Origin of the sequence: Methylotuvimicrobium alcaliphilum 20Z, from assembly GCF_000968535.2 — a bacterium.
In the GTDB taxonomy this organism is placed as follows: Bacteria; Pseudomonadota; Gammaproteobacteria; order Methylococcales; family Methylomonadaceae; genus Methylotuvimicrobium; species Methylotuvimicrobium alcaliphilum.
Genome location: NC_016112.1, coordinates 47,461 through 66,374 on the forward strand (window position 1 = coordinate 47,461; position 18,914 = coordinate 66,374).

At 49.3% G+C, this 18,914-nt stretch carries 12 protein-coding genes; 8 read left to right on the forward strand and 4 right to left on the reverse strand.

The annotated features are described in order from the left end of the window. Nucleotides 1–114: 114 nt before the first annotated feature. Nucleotides 115–2,787, reverse strand: a complete 2,673-nt coding sequence (locus MEALZ_RS00225; RefSeq protein WP_014146566.1) for an MGH1-like glycoside hydrolase domain-containing protein — start codon at nt 2,785–2,787, stop codon at nt 115–117. 471 nt (nt 2,788–3,258) lie between these two features. Continuing rightward, complete coding sequence (locus MEALZ_RS00230; RefSeq protein ID WP_014146567.1) at nt 3,259–3,924, reverse strand: Crp/Fnr family transcriptional regulator; 666 nt, start codon at nt 3,922–3,924, stop codon at nt 3,259–3,261. Between the two features lie 505 nt (nt 3,925–4,429). Here MEALZ_RS00230 and MEALZ_RS23670 point away from each other — a divergent pair. The 4 genes from MEALZ_RS23670 (at nt 4,430) to MEALZ_RS20505 (ending at nt 9,218) form a co-directional block, all read left to right on the forward strand. After that, a complete protein-coding gene (locus MEALZ_RS23670; RefSeq protein ID WP_017839019.1) occupies nt 4,430–4,552 on the forward strand; it encodes a hypothetical protein in 123 nt (40 codons plus the stop codon). A 118-nt stretch (nt 4,553–4,670) separates the two neighbouring features. Further along, nucleotides 4,671–5,399, forward strand: a complete 729-nt coding sequence (locus MEALZ_RS00235) for a hypothetical protein (protein WP_014146568.1) — start codon at nt 4,671–4,673, stop codon at nt 5,397–5,399. Further along, complete coding sequence (locus tag MEALZ_RS00240; protein WP_014146569.1) at nt 5,399–7,537, forward strand: adenylate/guanylate cyclase domain-containing protein; 2,139 nt, start codon at nt 5,399–5,401, stop codon at nt 7,535–7,537. Before MEALZ_RS00235 ends, MEALZ_RS00240 begins: the two co-directional genes overlap by 1 nt. Nucleotides 7,538–7,583: 46 nt before the next feature. Continuing rightward, nucleotides 7,584–9,218, forward strand: coding sequence for a serine/threonine-protein kinase (locus tag MEALZ_RS20505; protein ID WP_014146570.1), 1,635 nt, complete (start codon nt 7,584–7,586; stop codon nt 9,216–9,218). A 5-nt stretch (nt 9,219–9,223) separates the two neighbouring features. On the opposite strand, the gene MEALZ_RS00250 is transcribed toward MEALZ_RS20505, so the two are convergent. Continuing rightward, nucleotides 9,224–9,706: a hypothetical protein gene (locus MEALZ_RS00250; protein ID WP_014146571.1), complete on the reverse strand. Its 483-nt coding sequence runs from the start codon at nt 9,704–9,706 to the stop codon at nt 9,224–9,226. A 474-nt stretch (nt 9,707–10,180) separates the two neighbouring features. Between MEALZ_RS00250 and MEALZ_RS00255 the strand changes: the two genes are divergently transcribed. From MEALZ_RS00255 to MEALZ_RS00265, 3 genes are read left to right on the forward strand one after another with little or no spacing between them, the layout of a single operon-like run. Continuing rightward, a complete protein-coding gene (locus tag MEALZ_RS00255; RefSeq protein ID WP_014146572.1) occupies nt 10,181–15,292 on the forward strand; it encodes an AAA family ATPase in 5,112 nt (1,703 codons plus the stop codon). Nucleotide 15,293: 1 nt separating this feature from the next. After that, nucleotides 15,294–15,698 carry a response regulator gene (locus tag MEALZ_RS00260; protein WP_014146573.1) on the forward strand — a complete coding sequence of 135 codons (405 nt, stop codon included), beginning with the start codon at nt 15,294–15,296 and terminating at the stop codon, nt 15,696–15,698. Further along, a complete protein-coding gene (locus tag MEALZ_RS00265) occupies nt 15,695–17,854 on the forward strand; it encodes an EAL domain-containing protein (protein ID WP_014146574.1) in 2,160 nt (719 codons plus the stop codon). The genes MEALZ_RS00260 and MEALZ_RS00265 overlap by 4 nt, the downstream gene beginning before the upstream one ends. A gap of 23 nt (nt 17,855–17,877) precedes the next feature. Here MEALZ_RS00265 and MEALZ_RS00270 read toward each other — a convergent pair whose 3' ends face one another. After that, nucleotides 17,878–18,468, reverse strand: coding sequence for a CPBP family intramembrane glutamic endopeptidase (locus MEALZ_RS00270; RefSeq protein ID WP_014146575.1), 591 nt, complete (start codon nt 18,466–18,468; stop codon nt 17,878–17,880). Between the two features lie 86 nt (nt 18,469–18,554). On the opposite strand from MEALZ_RS00270, the gene MEALZ_RS00275 reads away from it, so the two are divergent. Next, nucleotides 18,555–18,812, forward strand: coding sequence for a YcgL domain-containing protein (locus MEALZ_RS00275; RefSeq protein WP_014146576.1), 258 nt, complete (start codon nt 18,555–18,557; stop codon nt 18,810–18,812). The last annotated feature ends 102 nt before the right edge of the window (nt 18,813–18,914 follow it).

Consider the following 18,914-nt stretch of genomic DNA (forward strand, 5'->3'; position numbering starts at 1 on the left):
GGTTTTAAGGAAGAGCCCTAAACAACAAGATCTGAATTAACGTCGCCAAAGACACATTTACTGTAAGGGAAAACCTAATGGATTACTGCATAACACAGGGACGTGTTTTTTTGGCTATTCGCGCCTCCATTCGTCAATCATCGCAGCCACTAAATTCGTCCAAGTTTGATGAGATGCACCCAGACCCTTACCGGTTTCGGCATGAAAATATTCGTGAAACAGCAACAGATTACGCCAATGCGGGTCGTCATGAAAACGGCTGTCTTTCCCGAACGCGGGAATGCGTCCATCGGAGTCCGGCTGAAAAAGTTTGATCATGCGGTCCGCCAATTCTTTGGCCAGTAGGCCTAGAGTCAGCGAAGCAGGTTTATCGTCCAACATGACACCGATCTTAAATTCGGGGCCCAAGGCTTTATCCAGTTTGCGTAGCGATTCGACCATTAAGAAACCGACCGGAAACCAGATCGGACCGCGCCAGTTCGAATTGCCGCCTTTCAATTTGGACTCGGCTTCTCCCGGCTCATACCGGACGCTGTTCGCCCCGAACTCGAAGGGGGTTTCGTCATGGAATTTCGATAGACTGCGCATACCGAACGGCGATAAGAATTCGTTACAGTCGAAGACGCGTTCCAGCATGCGTTTAATTTGTGCTTGATTCGGAATGCTCAATAAATAATTGGTTTGGCCGTTCCGTTCGACGGGATGACAACTGAACTGCGCGAATTGATTGCGGTTCGTCAGGAACCATTGCAAATTGGCCCGGAACGACGGAAATGGGGCGATCCAATCGGCTTCGAGGCGTTCGACGGCAAATAACGGGATCAGCCCGACCAAGGAGCGGACCCGGAACTGATCGAAATGCCCGTCGTGATGCCGGAGCACGTCATAAAAAAAGCCGTCGTCTTCGTCCCAAAGTTGGTAGTGGCGTCCGCCCATGTTTTTCATTGCAGCGCCGATGTAAATGTAATGCTCCAAAAATTTGGTCGCGAGGCTTTCGTAGGTGCGGTTGGTCAAAGCGAGTTCCAATGCGATGCGCATCATGTTCAAACAGAACATCGCCATCCACCCGGTTGCATCGGATTGTTCGAGGGTTTGGCCGCCGTTCAACGGTTGGCTGCGGTCGACGACCGAAATGTTGTCGAGGCCCAGGAATCCGCCTTCGAAGATATTATTGCCTTGGCTGTCGACTTTGTTGACCCACCAAGTGAAATTGAGCATTAATTTATGAAAGCAACGCTCCAGAAAGTCGCGGTCGGCATGGCCGTGCAAGCGCTTTTCCATGTTGTAAACGCGCCAGACCGCCAATGCGTGTACCGGCGGATTCAAATCGGAAAAGTCCCATTCGTAGGCCGGGATCTGACCGTTCGGATGCTGAAATTGTTCGAATAACATCAGCCATAGCTGTTCTTTGGCAAACTGAGGATCGATCAATGCCATCGGGATGCTGGCAAGCGCTAAATCCCAAGCGGCAAACCAGGGGTATTCCCATTTGTCAGGCATTAGCAGCACGCGCATCGAATTGAGATGCCGCCAGTGCCGGTTACGAATGGTTTGCCGCGATTCCGGCGGCGGTGCGCTCGGCAAATCGCCGTCGAGCCATTTGCGCACGTCGAATAAATAGGTCTGCTTGCTCCACAGCAAGCCGGCCAATGCTTGCCGCTGCACCAAGCGTTCTTGTTCGGTCGCAAGCTCGGGATGAAGCGTTCGATAAAATGCATCGGCTTCCGATTTGCGTTGTTCGATTAAGCTTTCCGCGTCCCGGAACGGCTCGTCGACGAGTTGCTCGCTTAGACGCAGATGAATTACGGCCGTTTTGCCCGCCTCGATATCGAACGCATAGTGCAAACAGGCTTTGGATCCGGAATTGTCGGGTTTAAGGCACGGTTCCCGATCGATAAGGTAGCGGTGAAACGCGTCTTTGGTGTAAAGCTGCGTATTGTCGGTACCGTAGACTCTAAGGGTATTGGTTTCGTTATCGGTAAACAGCGGCGTGCAGTCGCCTTCGGCATATAGATGGTAATTGGGTAAGCGGTATGGGAAAAGTAGGCCGGGTAGCGCACCTAGCTTGGCGGTATCGGCCAATAGGCAGCGATAGGGTGAATTCGGGGAATCGATTGATTTAATTTCCGGCGCCTGTTTGCGCGGTTCGCTCCAGGCCCAAGTATTTCTAAACCACAGATGAGGGAGTATGTGCAGCGGTGCGTTGTCGGGTCCCCGGTTGGTTGCGGTTATTTTGATGCAAATATCGCTGGGAGATGCCTTGGCGTATTCGATTTCGATATCGAAGTAGCGGTTTTCGTCGAATAGTCCGGTATCGAGCAGCTCGTATTCGGGGCCTTGTCCGCCCCGGGCTTGATTTTCCCGAACTAATGCTTCGTAGGGATAGGCGCGCTGCGGATATTTGTATAGATAACGCATGTAACTGTGTGTCGGCGTGTTGTCGAGATAGAAATAATATTCCTTGACGTCCTCGCCGTGATTGCCTTCCCACATGTTGAGGCCGAACGCGCGCTCTTTTAAAATCGGGTCTTGTCCGTTCCATAAGGCGACGGCGAAAACCAATAGTTGATAGCGGTCGCAGATGCCGGCCAAGCCGTCTTCGCCCCAGCGATAAGCTTTGCTACGCGCCAAATCGTGGGGCAAATAACGCCAGGCATCGCCATCCGGACTGTAATCTTCGCGGACGGTTCCCCAGGATCTTTCGCCGACATAGGGACCCCATAACCACCAGGGAGGCAGATCGCCTCGGTTTTCTTCGATTCGGTTGCGCTCGTTAGAATCAGCCATGATCGGCTCCTTGGAAGTGACCGGTAAGTGGTCTCGTTTGTGCGTTGATGTATAGCCTTCTCAGATCAAAATTTTGGCAGGACAAGGTTTGCAAACCCCGTTCGAAACGTTTAAACCGTGGCCGAAGCAAGCTCAAACACTTAGGCCAAACCGAAACGTTGGGGACGGGTTAAATAACCCGTCCCGCAAGAGTATCGGAGCCATTCTTGGCACTGGATTCCGCCAATTCCTGGCGGAATGACGCGTTTTTTAAATTATACTCATCGCAGATCAAAATTCGGCGCCGGGGTGCCCGTCAAAGGACGCCGTGAATACGTCCCTGTAGGCTCTATGCCAGCTCCATGCTGGCAAAGCCTTTGTCGAGCACCCGGTGCCTCCTTAGTCTCCCGCCGAATTTTGAAGTACGAAAGGTATATTCAATGTCTTATACCGTAGGTGCTACATTTGTTAAGGCTGGGTATCGGTAAGCCGTCACCAAGCCGACGGTAATTTTTTGTTGATTTTGATGTGTTTGTTTTCGCATGAGACGTATCCGCCTTTTTCCAATTCGCTCAGGATTCGGCTGATCATCTCCCGCGACGAGCCGACCCGCATTGCGATATCTTTGTGGGTCAACGGTATCGCGACGACTAATTGGCCCTCTTGATTCGGTTCGGCCAGGCTTTGTATCAGTTTAACGAGCCGTCCGTAGACGTCCAATAATGCCAAGCCATGGGCTAGGCTCGTCAAAAATCTTACCCGCTCGCATAGATAACGTATGATCGCCAATGCGATTGCAGAGTTTTGAGTCAGTAGTTGTACGAATTCGGCTTTGTGCAAAACGATCAATTCACATTTTTCGAGGGCGACGGCATTTGCGGACCGAGGGGCTTCGTCAAGTAGGGACAATTCTCCGAAATTATCTCCCGCTTGCAATGTGGAAAGAATCATTTCTTTTCCGTCTTCATTGGTTACGGTAATGTTGACTTTGCCTTTTTGTATGATGTACATGGCATTTGAAGTATCGCCTTCGCATAAGATCAACGAGTTTTTCAGAAATGTCCGGGTTTGGGTCAGTTTTGCCAGAGCGGTAAGCTCTTCGTCGTTCAATTCGCTGAATAAATCGTTGTTTCTTAAAATGTCAATATCGGTGGCCATGGCGACTCGGCTTTGATTGGTTATCAAGTAATGATTTCGGCGATTTATACCCGTCGTAGATCAAAATTCGGCGCCTGGGTGTCCGTTAAAGGACGCCGTGAATACGTCCATGTAGGCTCTATGCCAGCTCCATGCTGGCAAAGCCTTTATGAGCGCCATGGATGGCGTGAATGTCGATTTTGCAGGAGCAAAAATCGACCGAACACCCAGGCGCCTCCTCTGGCACTGCCGAAATTTGAAGTGCGAAAGGTATACATTGGCAAAAATCGCTTTTCCTTATATTGATTTACAAAGCTAGCACATTAAAGAATTAATTGCTTACCATAATAAATGAAAGCAGCAATTTCCAGTTTGAGCATTTTCGCCGATCTTAGGGTGTGGGGTATGCCTGTCGAGGAACGCCGTAAACCCATCCATGGGGGCTTGGCGGCAGCTCGAACGCCAAGGATGGCGTGAATGCAGATTTTGCAGGAGCAAAAATCTGCAAGCGCCAAGGATGGCGTGAATGCAGATTTTGCAGGAGCAAAAATCTGCAAGCGCCAAGGATGGCGTGAATGCAGATTTTGCAGGAGCAAAAATCTGCCCTGCTGCCGACATCCTCGCCAAGCACACCCCACACCCTTTTTGATCCCCAAATTGGGAATTGCTGGAATCGTTTAATGTAAGTTGACGAATATTGTTCTTTTATCAATAGAGTAGTCAAAATAAGTTGTAACTCAACAGAGTTTTGCCGGGGGGCATTTGTTATGAAAACCATAGTCGTTGCGTTTTTAGTACTGACGGGGCTCGAAGTGCCTGCCTCGGAGTGCAGTAACATCCAATATCTGGATGCCAAGAGTCAAGGCATCGAAGTCGTAAACGATCGTTGCGCCAAGGGAAACGAAGTCGGCCTGGGGACCGTCTTTAAATTAAGCCCGGACGCAAGATTATGGATCAAATCGTTACCTAAGCCCGAAACCGATGCGGATTTTCAACTCGTTTGTCAAAACGGTTCGTCCGCACCGCTCGAAGTCACTGTATCGAGCTTGTTTTTGCCGTGGATTACGCCGACCGATTTGAAAAACTGCACCGGATGGGTGGACCATAAACTCAAATGCGACGGCGTTCATGGCGGCAGTAATGCATTCTTTTGCGCTATCGCGGCGATCAAGCGTTCCGAGACCGCAGGCAGCGGGCAACTTGCGATGTCGACTTCGGTCAAGATGCGTAACTATTCGGATCATGAGCGGCAGGCCGGCATCGACGAAATCTTCGAGGCCATCGAGCCTGAAGTCGGACTGTGCCGGAATCTTTTTCAAGTCGACGGCAAAATTACGGTTCATTGGACCGTCGATTCGATGGGGCGCGCCGAGTCTGTAATGCTATCGTCCATAGAATCTGAAGACGGCCGGTTTTCGAATTGTGTCGAGGCAGTCATCAAGGACTACCGTTATCCGGCGACAAGAACCGGCCAAAAGTTTACCCGCACTTTTTGATGCTTGATTTACCGATCAACCGATGGATTGTGTTGATACCGCTAATCGCAGCGGCATTTTTGGCCGGCTTGATTTTGGACCGCTTGGCCGGTACCGCTATCGACGACTGGATACACGATTCCGCGTTGGTCTTTCAAGCCCGAGAAGAATGGCGATACACTGCGGTTGTGGTTTTGGATCACGGCGTCCCGATCGATGTCGGCCGTAAACAGGCTTTACCGCTTTTTGCCAAAGCTACGGAACGAATTATTGCCGCTGGCGGTAAGGGCGTTTTTCTCGACGCGGTCGTTTCGAAAGAAATGGAAGGCAGAATGCCTTATGCCGCTTGTATCGAACCTATCGGCGCCGTGCAATGGTCGCAGCCTCGATGTGCTGCTTCCCCTACCGGCGAATGCCGAATGAGTAATAGCGAATTAGGCAACGCGCCTTTGCAAATGCCGGCCTTTGCTATCGAACATTTCAAAATTGCTCCCTATTTTAGCGGTCAAGAAGCGCTTCCCGATTTCTTGCTGTATGGCTTGGAGGCCGCTTTCGCAGTACCCGAAAACGGTTTGGTAGCAAGCGACCGATTGGTCTCTAAAAAAAACAGCCCCATCGCACGATGGTTGGATTTGAGCCCGGATCATGCCGTCGTTGCACTGACTCGATTTATTCTTCCGCAAAATACCGGCGACGATTATTTGCACGGACCCGATGATGAGCTATGCGACGGCCGCCGTCCATGCCGCCGAATACGGTTGAGCAAGCCGCAGTTCGTCATATCCGAAGAAGGCAATAGGCCGATGATACCGGTCAGTCGCTTGGCGTCTTGCGATAGCGAAATTGCAGAGCGGACTGCCGCGTTATTGAGGGATAAAGTTGCCGTGTTTCAGTTGACTGCACCCGACGAAGCTACCGACGTGTTGGTAACGCCGATGACGACGGGTTTGTTAGGCCCTCATTTGCCGACTCACGGAGCGCAGTTTTTGGCCGATGCGGTCGAGACGCTATTGAATCGAGATCATCCGAGAGCGCCCGCGTTACCGGTAAAAGCGGCATTGTTTTTGATAGCGGCCTTGATCGGCGTCCTATCGGGCGCTTATTTGAAGCAGAGCTTTGTTTGGCTTATCGGCGGCTTGTTTATTACTGCTGTCGGATCCTTGTGCTATTTGAACGATTTGGTTCAACTTTGGCCGGTAACGACAAGTATGATCGTTTTTATCGCCGGTGTCGGCCAAACGATAGGGATGCATTTGATCATCGGTTCGCGGGAAGGCAAGCTGATTATCAATTATATGCCGAGGCAAATTCATAATTTATTGATAAGCTTGAAACCTAACGAAACCTTTCAAAACCGGCGTCGATTCGCGCTGGTATTGATGAGCGATTTGGCCGGGTATACGACCGTGACCGGTTTCATTAAGGATCCGGCCGAAGTGCTGAATCTAATGAACGATTATTTGAGCGAAACCTCATTGATTCTTCAGGATAAATACAATGGCTGGCTGGAAGATTATGTCGGCGATATGGTTTGTTATTATTGGCCCTATCAATGCAATGAAGGGGAAAATATAGCAGCATGCGCCAATGCATTGCAGGCCGCGTTGGAATTGGTCACATTGCAAAAACGTTTTTTTGCGACGCTCGAAGAGCGCTATGATCGAAAAATTGAAGCCGATGTGATCAAACGGATTCATGCGATTATCGACGCCGGTGTCGGCTTGACTGCCGGCTCGGTGGTGATGGGCGATCTGGGGCCGAAAAAAGGCGTCAGAAAATTCGGCATTTTGGGCGATCCAATGAATCTGGCCGCACGAGTGGAAAGCCTGACCCGCTTGTTCAATACCGAGATCATCGTCACCGAAGACTTTATCGGCGCGGCGCGGCAATTGAATTATCCGGTTCGGCGCTTAGGGCGCCTGCAAGTCAAGGGCAGGAACGAACCGGCAACCTTATATGCCGTGGGCCATGCCGGCGACTCGCGTTTTTCGCCGGATGCGATTGCCGCTTGGGAAAACTGGTTGGCAGGCATCGAAACGCACAGTTCGGCGACATCGGAATGCCCCGAAGTTTACCGAAAGGACCGAAGCACAATAACGAAATGGCTGGAAAGACGCTTATTGGGCGCCGACGGCGTCTGGCATTTGGACGAAAAATGATTCCGGCGCATTCCCCGACTCATTGACATCAAACACATACCGAACCATGGATCGAGATCCTAAAGAATCAGCCGTCAACCGAACTAAAGAGTCGGATGAAACCATCATTCAACAAAAGCCGCGCCGAGAAACGGGCAATTCGGATTTATATTCGGCTCGAACGCAGCACGAACTCTTCGGAACGACCGGCGGAATCGGTAAAACAGCGACCGGTTTTGACGATAGCAGTCCTTATGCCGACGGCTCAGTGACTCCGGGTTCGGGCTCGGTATTGAAAAATCGCTATGACCTTTTGGAGAAAATCGGAACGGGGGGCATGGGTAGTGTTTATAAAGCCTTGGACCGGCGCGATATCGAAGCCGGCAATTCAGCCTTTATTGCGGTCAAGGTGCTGAATGACGAGTTCAGGGCCAATCCCGAATTATTGAAGGCCATGCATAGCGAAGCCAGAAAAACCCAATCGCTGGCGCATCCGAATATTTTGACCGTTTACGATTTCGACAGAGACGGTCCGATCGTATTCATGACGATGGAATATCTGGAAGGCGTTACGCTGGACAAAATCGTCAAAAACCATCCGGCGGGACTCGAACAGTCCGAAGCATTGGCGATTATTAGGCAAATTTGCGCTGCATTGAGCCATGCGCATGCAAAAGGGATTATCCATTCGGATTTTAAGCCCTCCAACGTATTCATCGATATTCATAATCGAGTCAAGATATTGGATTTCGGTATCGCACGGCTACAGAATTTTTCCCGGGTGGGAAGTTTCGATGCCGGCGTGCTTGGCGGCATGACGCCGGCTTATGCAACGCTGGAAATGTTGCATGGGGAAAAGCCGGACCCTCGGGACGATATTTATGCGTTGGCTTGCGTGGCTTATGAATTGTTCGCCGGCTTTCATCCGTTCAACCGGCAGCGTGCCGACGATTGTTTGCAAAAAAAGGTCCGCCCCAAAGCGATACGATCGCTCAATGCCCGGCAATGGAATGCATTGAAGAAGGGGCTGCAGTTCAAGCGCGAAGATCGAATCGATAGTGTTGAAGCGTTTTTAAAAGGTTTGGAATCGCGGAACAAGCCTTACCAAGCTCTATATTATGTCTTGTCGGTAGCAATATTGCTGGGGGCGGCGATGATGATTCGGCCCTATTGGGAGCGGTATTCGATCGAAAAACCGGAAAACGAAGCTCTAACCGAAGCGCCGATCGATAAAACCGCTGCGCAGCTTGACGCAGAGGAGACGGTCGCCGATGGGCAAACTTCCGAAGTGTCAACACCGCCAAGCGGTCAAATAGAACAAAATTCATTACCCGAACATATTTTCACTATTTCGATCAACAAAACCGACTTTAAAATCGGAGAAAGTTTAATAGTCGATTTTCAGGTCGAGCAAGCCTTGTATGTCTACATCGCCGTAATCGATGCGGCGGGTGCCGTGGGTTGGGTATATCCCAATCCTTATCAGGAAGAGAATTACAGTCTTCCCGGCAAGCGCTACCGCATCCCGCCGGAAGAGGGCGATTTTACAATCGATATCGGAGAGCCGAAAGGTACCGATCAAGTGATCGCGATAGCAAGCCCCGATGCTTTGCCGATGGATCTCATTGACGTATTTAACCCGGAAAAACTCAAAGAAACCTACCAAGTCGTCATCAAAACACTGGAATTTACCATTCGCTGAGCGTATTAATCGTCATCGTCTTCCCTGCTTGCCAGCGCGACCATTATTTCCCGATATTCATCGGCTTTCGGGCGGTACAGGAACACGGCCAAAACCGACAACGCGGTAAAAATATAAAGGGTGTTGTAATCGTCTCCCAGCAGGAATATCACTAAGCCCATCAAAGCGACAGTTTCGGCCAGTCCCATCGATACGATCACGGTAAGCAAATAGCGCTGTTTGGCCGGCTTTGGCCCGGGCATGGTTTGGTTTAGACGCAATTGAATATGGCGGAGCAGATTGGTCACCGGAAAACCGATAATGGCCAACACATAAAAGAGGGTACGAATCAGGACGCGTTGATCTTCCGGAAGACTAATCCGCCATTGTTCGCCGGCTACATGGCAAAAAATCAAATAGGCCGCTACGGTGGTAAGAGTCAGCCCGGCGATGGTCCAATGAAGTTTAAGATCGTTATTGCTGTGTTGTAAAGAATGGTGACTCGACATGAGGCTTCCTGTAAGTTTGTGATAACCATGTAGATTACGAAAAATTCCGGTTGAGCGGGTAGCTATCTGTTTTAGGCTTGAGAGCTCTATGATACCAAAGTCGCAGCAATTCCCAGTTTGAGCGGTTTCGCCGATTTTAGGGTGTGGGGTATGCCTGTCGAGGAACGCCGTAAACCCATCCATGGGGGCTTGGCGGCAGCTCGAACGCCAAGGATGGCGTGTATTAGGGCAATGCAGGGCAGAAAAATGCTCCTGCATTTTCTGCATTCATTACATCCATGTAACTCAGCAATTGCCGAGGAGCAAAAATCTGCCCTGCTGCCGACATTCTCGCCAAGCATACCCCACACCCTTTTTGATCTCCAAATTGGGAATTGCTGCCAAAGTCGATAAAACCCTGACATTGTTCAGGAAAATGCTATAGTCGTTATGCCCTAGGTATTTTTTCTAACCCGCAATGATTCCCCTAATGGCATGACCCAAATTTTAAATCACAGTATCCTCGAAAAGCTCGGCGAAAGTATGCACGCAAATGTTTTTAAAGCGCAGCATGTAAGCACTTCGCAGTTAGTCGTTTTAAAGGATATCAAGCTACGTTTTTGCGTGAAGGGTATTGGCGATTATGTTCGGCAACAAATCGACTTGCTCAGTCAGTTGGCCTTGCCGCATAGCATAATTCCGGAAATCCTCAGCAGGGAAAACGGCAGGCTTGTTTTGCGTCAGCTTTATCTCGATGCTAAACCGTTATCCGAATGTTTGTCGGTAGGTTCGGAACCGGATATCGAACGTGTGCTGACGATCGCCGTAGCGCTGGCCGAACGGCTCGAAGAAATCCATAAAGCCGGGCATATTCACAAAAGTATCAAGCCGACTAATATTTTGATACGGTCGGATAATTTATCCGTCCAAATAATCGACGACATTCGTATCCTCGATATCAATCAGGTCAGTCATTTTATCTACGATCCGCATTTTCGGACACAGACCCTGCCTTATCTTTCGCCGGAACAGACCGGGCGCATCAAATACACGGTGAATTATGCAACCGATTTGTATTCTTTGGGCATGGTGCTTTATGCCTGTCTAACCGGTAAGGCACCGTTTTCATTTAACGATCCGATCGCAATCGTTCATTCGCATCTTGCCGAAACGCCGGAGCCCTTACATCAAATCGACCCGCTAATTCCGACAGCCTTAAGCAATATTATTGCATTGCTTTTGGAAAAAGCACCCGAAAAACGCTATCAAACCGCATCCGGGCTCGCCAACGATCTGCGCATTTGTTTGACGCAATGGCAGATGGAACGGCGTATCGACGATTTCGTATTAAAGCAGCGCGATTTCAGCAACCGGATTACGATCCCTTCGGTAATGGTTGGTCGAGACAAGGAAAAGAAGCAATTATTGGGCGAATTCAACAAAGTCTGCTCGGGCGTCTTTCGCGCTGCATTAATTTCCGGTTGGTCGGGTATCGGGAAGACCCGGCTGATTCAAGAACTGCAACTACCGATCGTCGCGCATTCCGGCTATTTCACATCGGGTAAGTTCGACCAGTTTAAAAAACACATACCTTACAGCACCTTGATACAAGCCTTCACGAGCTTGATCAAAACCTTTTTGTCCGAAGATAAGGATAGGATCGACTACTGGCGAAAACGTATTGGCGAGCAATTGGGCGATAACGGCCGCTTGATGATCGACTTGGTGCCGGAATTGGAATTGATCATTGGCCCGCAGCCGAACGTCGCCGATTTGCCGCCGGTCGAAGCGCGCAATCGTTTCAACGATACCATCGGACGTTTTATCGCTGCCTTGGCCAGCGCTGAAAATCCGTTGACCTTATTCATCGACGATTTGCAATGGTGCGACGGTGCAACCTTCGATGTCCTGGAAAGTCTATTCGACAATTCGGCGGAATATCCTTGGCTGTTTTGGGTGGGCGCATACCGGCATAACGAAGTCGATACCGGCCATCGATTGAATCGCTTGATCGAACGCATCAAGCGTGATGACCGGCCGTTGTTGGAGATTCGTCTAAATGCCTTGGGCTTGCATGAGGTCAATTTGATGACGGCCTACATTCTCAATACCTATCCGGTTCGGACCGAAGCATTGGCCGAGATCATATTTCAGACCTCTGCGGGTAATCCGTTGTTCGTCAATGAAAGTTTACGCTGGCTGCATAGTTACCGGCATTTGCATTTGGGCGATGACGGTATTTGGACTTGGGATGACCAACAATTGCGGCATACCGAAATTCCCGATACGGCATTGGATTTGTTTAAGGACAAAATCACGAAATTGACTCGTCAGACGCTTGACAAGTTGATGATCGGCGCCTGTTTGGGTGCGCGCTTTCAAGCCGAAGATTTAGCGCGCGCCGCCGGTATTGAAATGTCGGTGTTATATCAATTACTGTCGGAAGCCTTTGTCGATAACATTTTGCTGCGCGAAAAAAATCAACTCTATTTTTTTCACGACCAAGTTCAAGCGGCGGTCGAGAGTTTCATGGATGAAACGAAAAAGCGCGACGTTCATGAACGTATTGCACAAGCCTATATTGAAGCGATTCCCGAAAACGCCGACCTCGAAACACAGTCGAACTTATTCGCGATCGTCGAACATTTGGAGGGCGGTCGACCGCAAAACCCCAGCGAGGAGCGGCTCAAACAAGAGGCCATATTTAATTATCATGCCGGAATTGCCGCGATGAAGGCGCTGGCGATGGATAACGCCAATTTTTTCTTTGCGCAGGCCAAAGCCTTGTATCCCAATCCGGACTGGGACAGCGATTATGAATTTTTATTCGATTTGCATAAATATCTGGCACGAACCGAAATGGCGCTCGGCAATCAGCCTGCTTCGGAGGCGATACTCAATACCTTGATTGAAAAAGCGAAAAGCGATCTGGACCGGGTCGACTGTTTGTACGAGCAGACCACGGGACTGTCGTCGATGGGCAAGTTCAAAGAGGCGATTGAATTGGGTAATCGCGGTTTGAGCTATTTTGGGCGCGCGATTCCGGACGATGATAATGAGGCCTTGCGGCGTGCAGGAAGCATTCTGGAACAAATTCATCAAGGGCATGACGATGTTTGGCAGCAAATTCTCGATATTACGCCCAGCGGCGATCGCGCGACGCGGATCGAAACCGGCATCTATAGCGAATTGATTCCGGATTATTACTTGGCCGGCATGGTGCCGCAATTGTATCTTTCCGCGATTCAGTCGACGCAAAACTGTTTGGCCGGCGGTGTCGATGAAACGGTGATTTACGGCTTTTCGATGGTCGGCTTGTATTTGCAACGCCAGGATAAATACGACATGTCGTTTCGTTACGAAGATCTCGGTCTCGCGTTATCCGAGCGCTATCCCGATACCTTCGGCGCGACCAAGGGGATCAACGGCATATTATGGACCAATATGCATAATCGAAGGTCTTCCGAGCATATCATTCAGCAATGTCAGCAAAATATTCACCGCGGCAAAAATTGCGGCGATTTATACAACGCAGGCTTGTCCTACGGGCCTTATCTATGGCATTTGATCCATCGAGGCAATGATTTACACCAGGTGATAAGTGTGGCCGACGAGTGCCGGCGCTTTTCGAAAAAATTTAATCTGTCGCTATCGCTCGGGCTTGCCGAAAGCGTATTGGCCGGTTGGGTCGACGAAATGAATGCCGGCCGAAATAAGCTAACCGAGGCGAAAATCGATGCCAAGTTAAAACGTTGGGAGCAAGACAAGCATGTCGTGTCGATCGGCGGATATTACACTTTAAAAGGAATAAGCAGTCATTATCTCGGCGATTATCGGCAGGCGGCCGGTTATCTGGCAAAGGCCGAGCCGTATTTACGCGGCCTAAGCGACAATATTCTCAATCGACTCTGGTATGTTTTCCGCTACGTCAACGGTTTAAGACTGTATAGAACAGTGGACGGAGACGAACAAGATCTGCTGTCGAAATGCTTGGAACGGGTCGAGGTTTGGTCTTCGTTAGGGCCGATTCTCAAGCCCTATTTGCTGTTCATGATGATGGAACGGGCTTGTCACTCCGACGACTTCAGTCAGGCCAGGCGATATGGCTTGGATGCGATCGATTCGGCCAAGTCGCGGCAATTTCTATTTTTGGAGGCATTTTTACACGAGCGGCTGGGGCGGATGTTGCTCGATAGGCAACACGATCATGCTTCGTATCATTTGAATCGGGCCGTTAAAATTTATCGTCAATGCGGCGCCGAAATTAAAACGGCGCAATTGGCGAAGCAATATTCGTTCACGGTTACCGAAAGGCGTAAACAGACCGAGCAATCATTGGTGCAATTGCTCGATGTCGACTATTTGGTTCGAGCGACTCGAACGATCACGCAACAACTCGATTTCAAACCCTTACTGGTGACGATCATGGAATCGGTAATGGCGCGCTTGGGGGCTAAAACCGGTTATTTGCTGATTGCCGAAAATCAGCAATTAAAAATATTGGCGAAAGGCGTCAAGCATGATCGGGTCGAAGTCCAGATCCGCGACGGTAGCGAATTGCCGGCCGAGACCCTTAGCCTTGCGATTGTCAATTATGTTTACCGAACCGCCGAACTGGTGGTTTTGAACAATGCCGCGGCCGAAGGCGATTTTAAAACCGATGATACGGTACAGGGTAGGCAACTTAAATCGGTATTGTGTTTGCCGTTGCAAATGCAACAACAAGTCCTGGGCGTTTTGTATCTGGAAAACAGTTTGATCAAATCGGTTTTTTCGCTCGAAGATATTGAAATGACCCGGCTATTGACCGCACAAGCGGCGATTGCGCTGCAAAATACTTTGTTGATCGAAGAAATGAAACAAAGCCAGCTGCAAATCAATTTGCTCAATAAAGAGCTCGAGCAACGGGTTGCCGCGCGGACCTCGGCATTAAATAAAGCCAATGAAGAACTGAAAAGTTTTGCTTATGTCGTCTCGCATGATTTAAAAGCGCCTTTACGCGCGATCAATCAATTGTCCGGCTGGATTGCCGAAGATTACCGAGAGGTTTTCGACGATGACGGCAAGGAGCAAATGGCCTTATTGCAAAGCCGGGCAAAACGCATGCATGAGATGATCGACGGTATTTTGCAATACTCGCGGGTTGGGCGCATCAAAGAACCCGACGAACAAGTCGACATCAATGTGTTATTAATGGAAATGGTTAAGCATATCGCACCGCCGCCGCATATCGAAATCAAGCTACAAACCGGCTTACCGACGATCGTAGGAGAAAAGCTTAAAATATTTCAGGTTTTTCAAAATTTACTGGATAATGCGATCAAATATAACGATAAAAGCCATGGGGTTATTGAAATAAGTTGCCGCGAACACGAGTCCAGCTGGGAATTCAGCGTCAAAGACAACGGTCCGGGCATTCCAAGACACTATCAGGAGAAAATCTTCCAGCTGTTTCAAACACTCGCGCCAAAGGATCAATCCGATAGCACCGGTATCGGATTAAGCCTAATCGAAAAAATAGTCGACAACTGGGGCGGCCGCATCCGGATCGAGTCCGAACCGGGCTGCGGTTGCAATTTTTTGTTTACGATACCGAGAGCCGCATAACATGAATAACATACAACCCATTCTCTTGGTCGAGGATGATCAGGTCGATGTGATGACCGTTCAGCGGAGTTTCAAAAAACTTGGCGTACTCAATGAATTGTTGGTCGTGCACGACGGCGAACAAGCGCTCGAGTATTTACGCAATCCTAAACACGGCTTGCCGGCCATCATTTTGCTCGATATCAACATGCCTAAGATGAATGGCCACGAATGCCTGAAACATCTCAAAGAGCATCCGGTATTCAGAAATATTCCGGTCATGATGCTGACGTCATCAAAAGAAAGGCATGATGTCGACCGTTGTTTCGACTTAGGAATTTCCGGGTATATTCTCAAGCCGGTCGATTACGAACAGTTTTTAGACGCGATTCAGGTGCTTAAGCCTTATTGGACGCAACGTTCATGAACCGGAAAAAGCCGGTAAACTTGCTGTTAGTCGAAGACGATTTGGCCGATCAGATGAGTTTCAAGCGCTTTGTCAAGCAAGAGCAATTACCTTACGACTATACGATTGCAGGATCGGTGGCTGAAGCGGTTGATCTGTTGAAAAAACAGACTTTCGAGATCGTGTTGGCCGACCATGCGCTCGGCGACGGTACCGCATTCGATATCGTCGATTATATTCCGATGGCAACGCCGATTATTTTCGTGACCGGCAGCGGCAATGAAGCCGTCGCCGTGAAGGCTCTGAAGCTGGGTGCCGCCGATTATTTGACCAAGGATCTCAACGGCGAATATCTGCATCTCATCCCTATTACAATCGACAATGTTTTAAAAGCGAAAGCGGTCGAGGCGGAACTGGAATCTTACCGCCGGCATCTCGAAAAATTAGTTGAAGAACGTACCGCCGAATTGCGTTTGGAAATCGATTACCGCAAGCGGGCCGAGGAAAGGCTGATGCAGGAAAAAGAGCGCGCACAAGTAACCCTCAAATCGATCGGCGATGCGGTGATCGTCACCGGCGATACGGGCCTGATCGAGTTCATCAATCCCGCCGCCGAAAAACTGACCGAATGGCGGCATGCCGAAGCACTCGGCCGCCCTATCGATGAAGTTTTCCATATTATCGACGAAAAAACCCGAAAGCCATTGCCGAATCCGGTCGCGCAATGTTTATCCGAGGGTGAGGCGAAAATTCTGATGAGCGGCACAGTTTTAATCGATCGATTGGGCCGCGAATATGCGATACAGGATTCGGCGGCTCCGATTCGCGGGGAAGGTAACGAAATTCAAGGCGTAGTTTTGGTATTCAGCGATGTCAGTCATGCCCGACGTTTATCGAGAGAGCTGGCCTATCAAGCGTCGCACGATCCATTGACGGGCTTGGTCAATCGCCGCGAATTCGAGACGCGGCTGAACCGCGTATTGCAGACTCGTAAAGTATGCGAAGATCAATTTGCGTTTTGCTATCTCGATCTCGATCAATTCAAAGTGATTAACGATACTTGCGGACATACCGCCGGCGATGAATTACTCAAGCAGGTTACTTCATTGCTGCAGCGTAAGGTACGCAAACGGGATACGTTGGCGCGCTTGGGCGGCGACGAATTCGGGGTGCTGATGGAGCATTGCGGAATCGAGCAGGCTGAACGATTGGCCGATGAGCTGCGCGAAATCATTGCCGATTATCGATTCAACTGGAACAACCAAAGCTTTCATATCGGAGTCAGCATTGGCTTGATGGCGATCACCGAGGAGTTTAACTGCTTGAACGATTTGTTAATGGTTGCCGATGCCTCTTGTTATGCCGCGAAAGATGCCGGACGTAATCGAGTTTTTGTCTATCAAAAAAACGACGAGGAAATTCGCCGGCTATCCGGGCAAATGCAATGGGTCGCCAAACTCAACGACGCGCTCGACCATAAACGCTTTCAATTATACCGTCAACCTATCTGCACGACCGGAACGCAAAATGGCGAGCATTATGAAATTTTGGTCAGGATTTTGAGTGCCGACCGGGAGGTCATTTTGCCCGGCGCATTTATTCCGGCCGCCGAGCGCTACGGCCTAATGAGCCGAATCGACGAATATATCATCGAAAATACGCTGCTTTGGTTTGCCGAACATTCGGGCGCATTGGCCGATTTGTCGATGTGTTCGATCAATTTATCGGGACAAACGCTCGGTTCAGATTCCGCTCAGCATTGTATTCAGGCGGCGCTAAAAAAATTCAATTTACCGGCGGATCGCTTTTGTTTTGAAGTCACCGAAACCGCCGCGATTGCCAATTTGAACCAAGCGACTCGATTTATGGGGGCTTTGAAGACGCTCGGGTGCCGTTTTGCGTTGGACGATTTCGGCAGCGGCTTGTCGTCGTTCGCCTATCTGAAAAATCTGCCGGTGGATTTTCTAAAAATCGACGGAATGTTTGTCAAGGATATTTGTTGCGATCCGGTCGATTTGGCGATGGTCAAATCGATCAATGAAATTGGGCATTTGCTTGGCAAACAAACGATTGCCGAATTCGTCGAAACCGAAGAGATCTATTTGCATTTATTGGAATTAGGCGTCGACTATGCGCAAGGCTTTTGGTTGGGTCGTCCCGAGCCGTTGGGCGAATAAGAGAAATAAAGAAAAAGACACCACTATTCGCTACCGCGACGGAACGATTTCATAATCATCAAAAACGCCAGAAAATCGTAGAGTCCGTGAATGATCATCGGCGTCATCAGGTTTCTTTCGCCGCCGAAGTCCATTGCCAAGCCGAGATAAATACCGATTAAGGTTGCCAGTAGCGCATAAAGCGGTGTCACGGCATGGACCAATCCAAAAATGATATTACTGCCGATAAGCCCCGCCGCTATACCCCAAGACGCTTCGATCCACGGTTGAATCAATCCTCTAAATAATAACTCCTCTGAAAATCCGGCGATCGCGGCGAGAAAAAAAATATCGGTCCAATGGCACGTTTTCAGCCCGGAACCCAAAGTGTCGACCAGTAAGCTGCGAATTTTACGAATCGACGGGATATTGATTTGCTCTAGCGCGAAAAAAAATATAAATAACGGCACCGTGCCGACAATACCGTAAAAAAGCGCTTGTTCGGAAAAATAAAGATCGGCAAAAGGGTTAATACCGGCGAACCAGCCCAACAAAGCGGCGACTAGAATCAGCGAGCCTTCGAAATTGCAGGCGGTGGTAAAAAAGCGGGAAGAGTCGAATGAGGATTTGGCCATGAGGGAATCGTAAATTAATCGGCATAGGGATTCTAAACAAAAACAGCTAAAATGCTCAATCCGTTGTTGTTTAAAAGAATCCGATTATGCAGTGTTTTATTTATAAAAGTCTAAAAAAAGAAGAGCTTTATTTGTACATCGATAAAAAAGACGACTTTACCGAAGTGCCGGATACTTTGTTCAAGTCAATGAGTCCGATGCAATTCGTGATGGAACTCGAGTTGACGTCGGATAGAAAATTGGCCCGCGAAGATTCAGGGAAAGTGATCGAGAGCCTTAAAGCCAAGGGCTTTTTCGTGCAAATGCCGCCAATATTGCTTTCGGGAGGTGGTAAAATTCAATGAGGGAAAGGTTATTCGCATTGGGTATTTTTTGTAGTCGTACCTTTCTTGAGGCAAAAATCCAACGAACATTTCGGTAAATATTCAGCCCATCTCTTTGATATA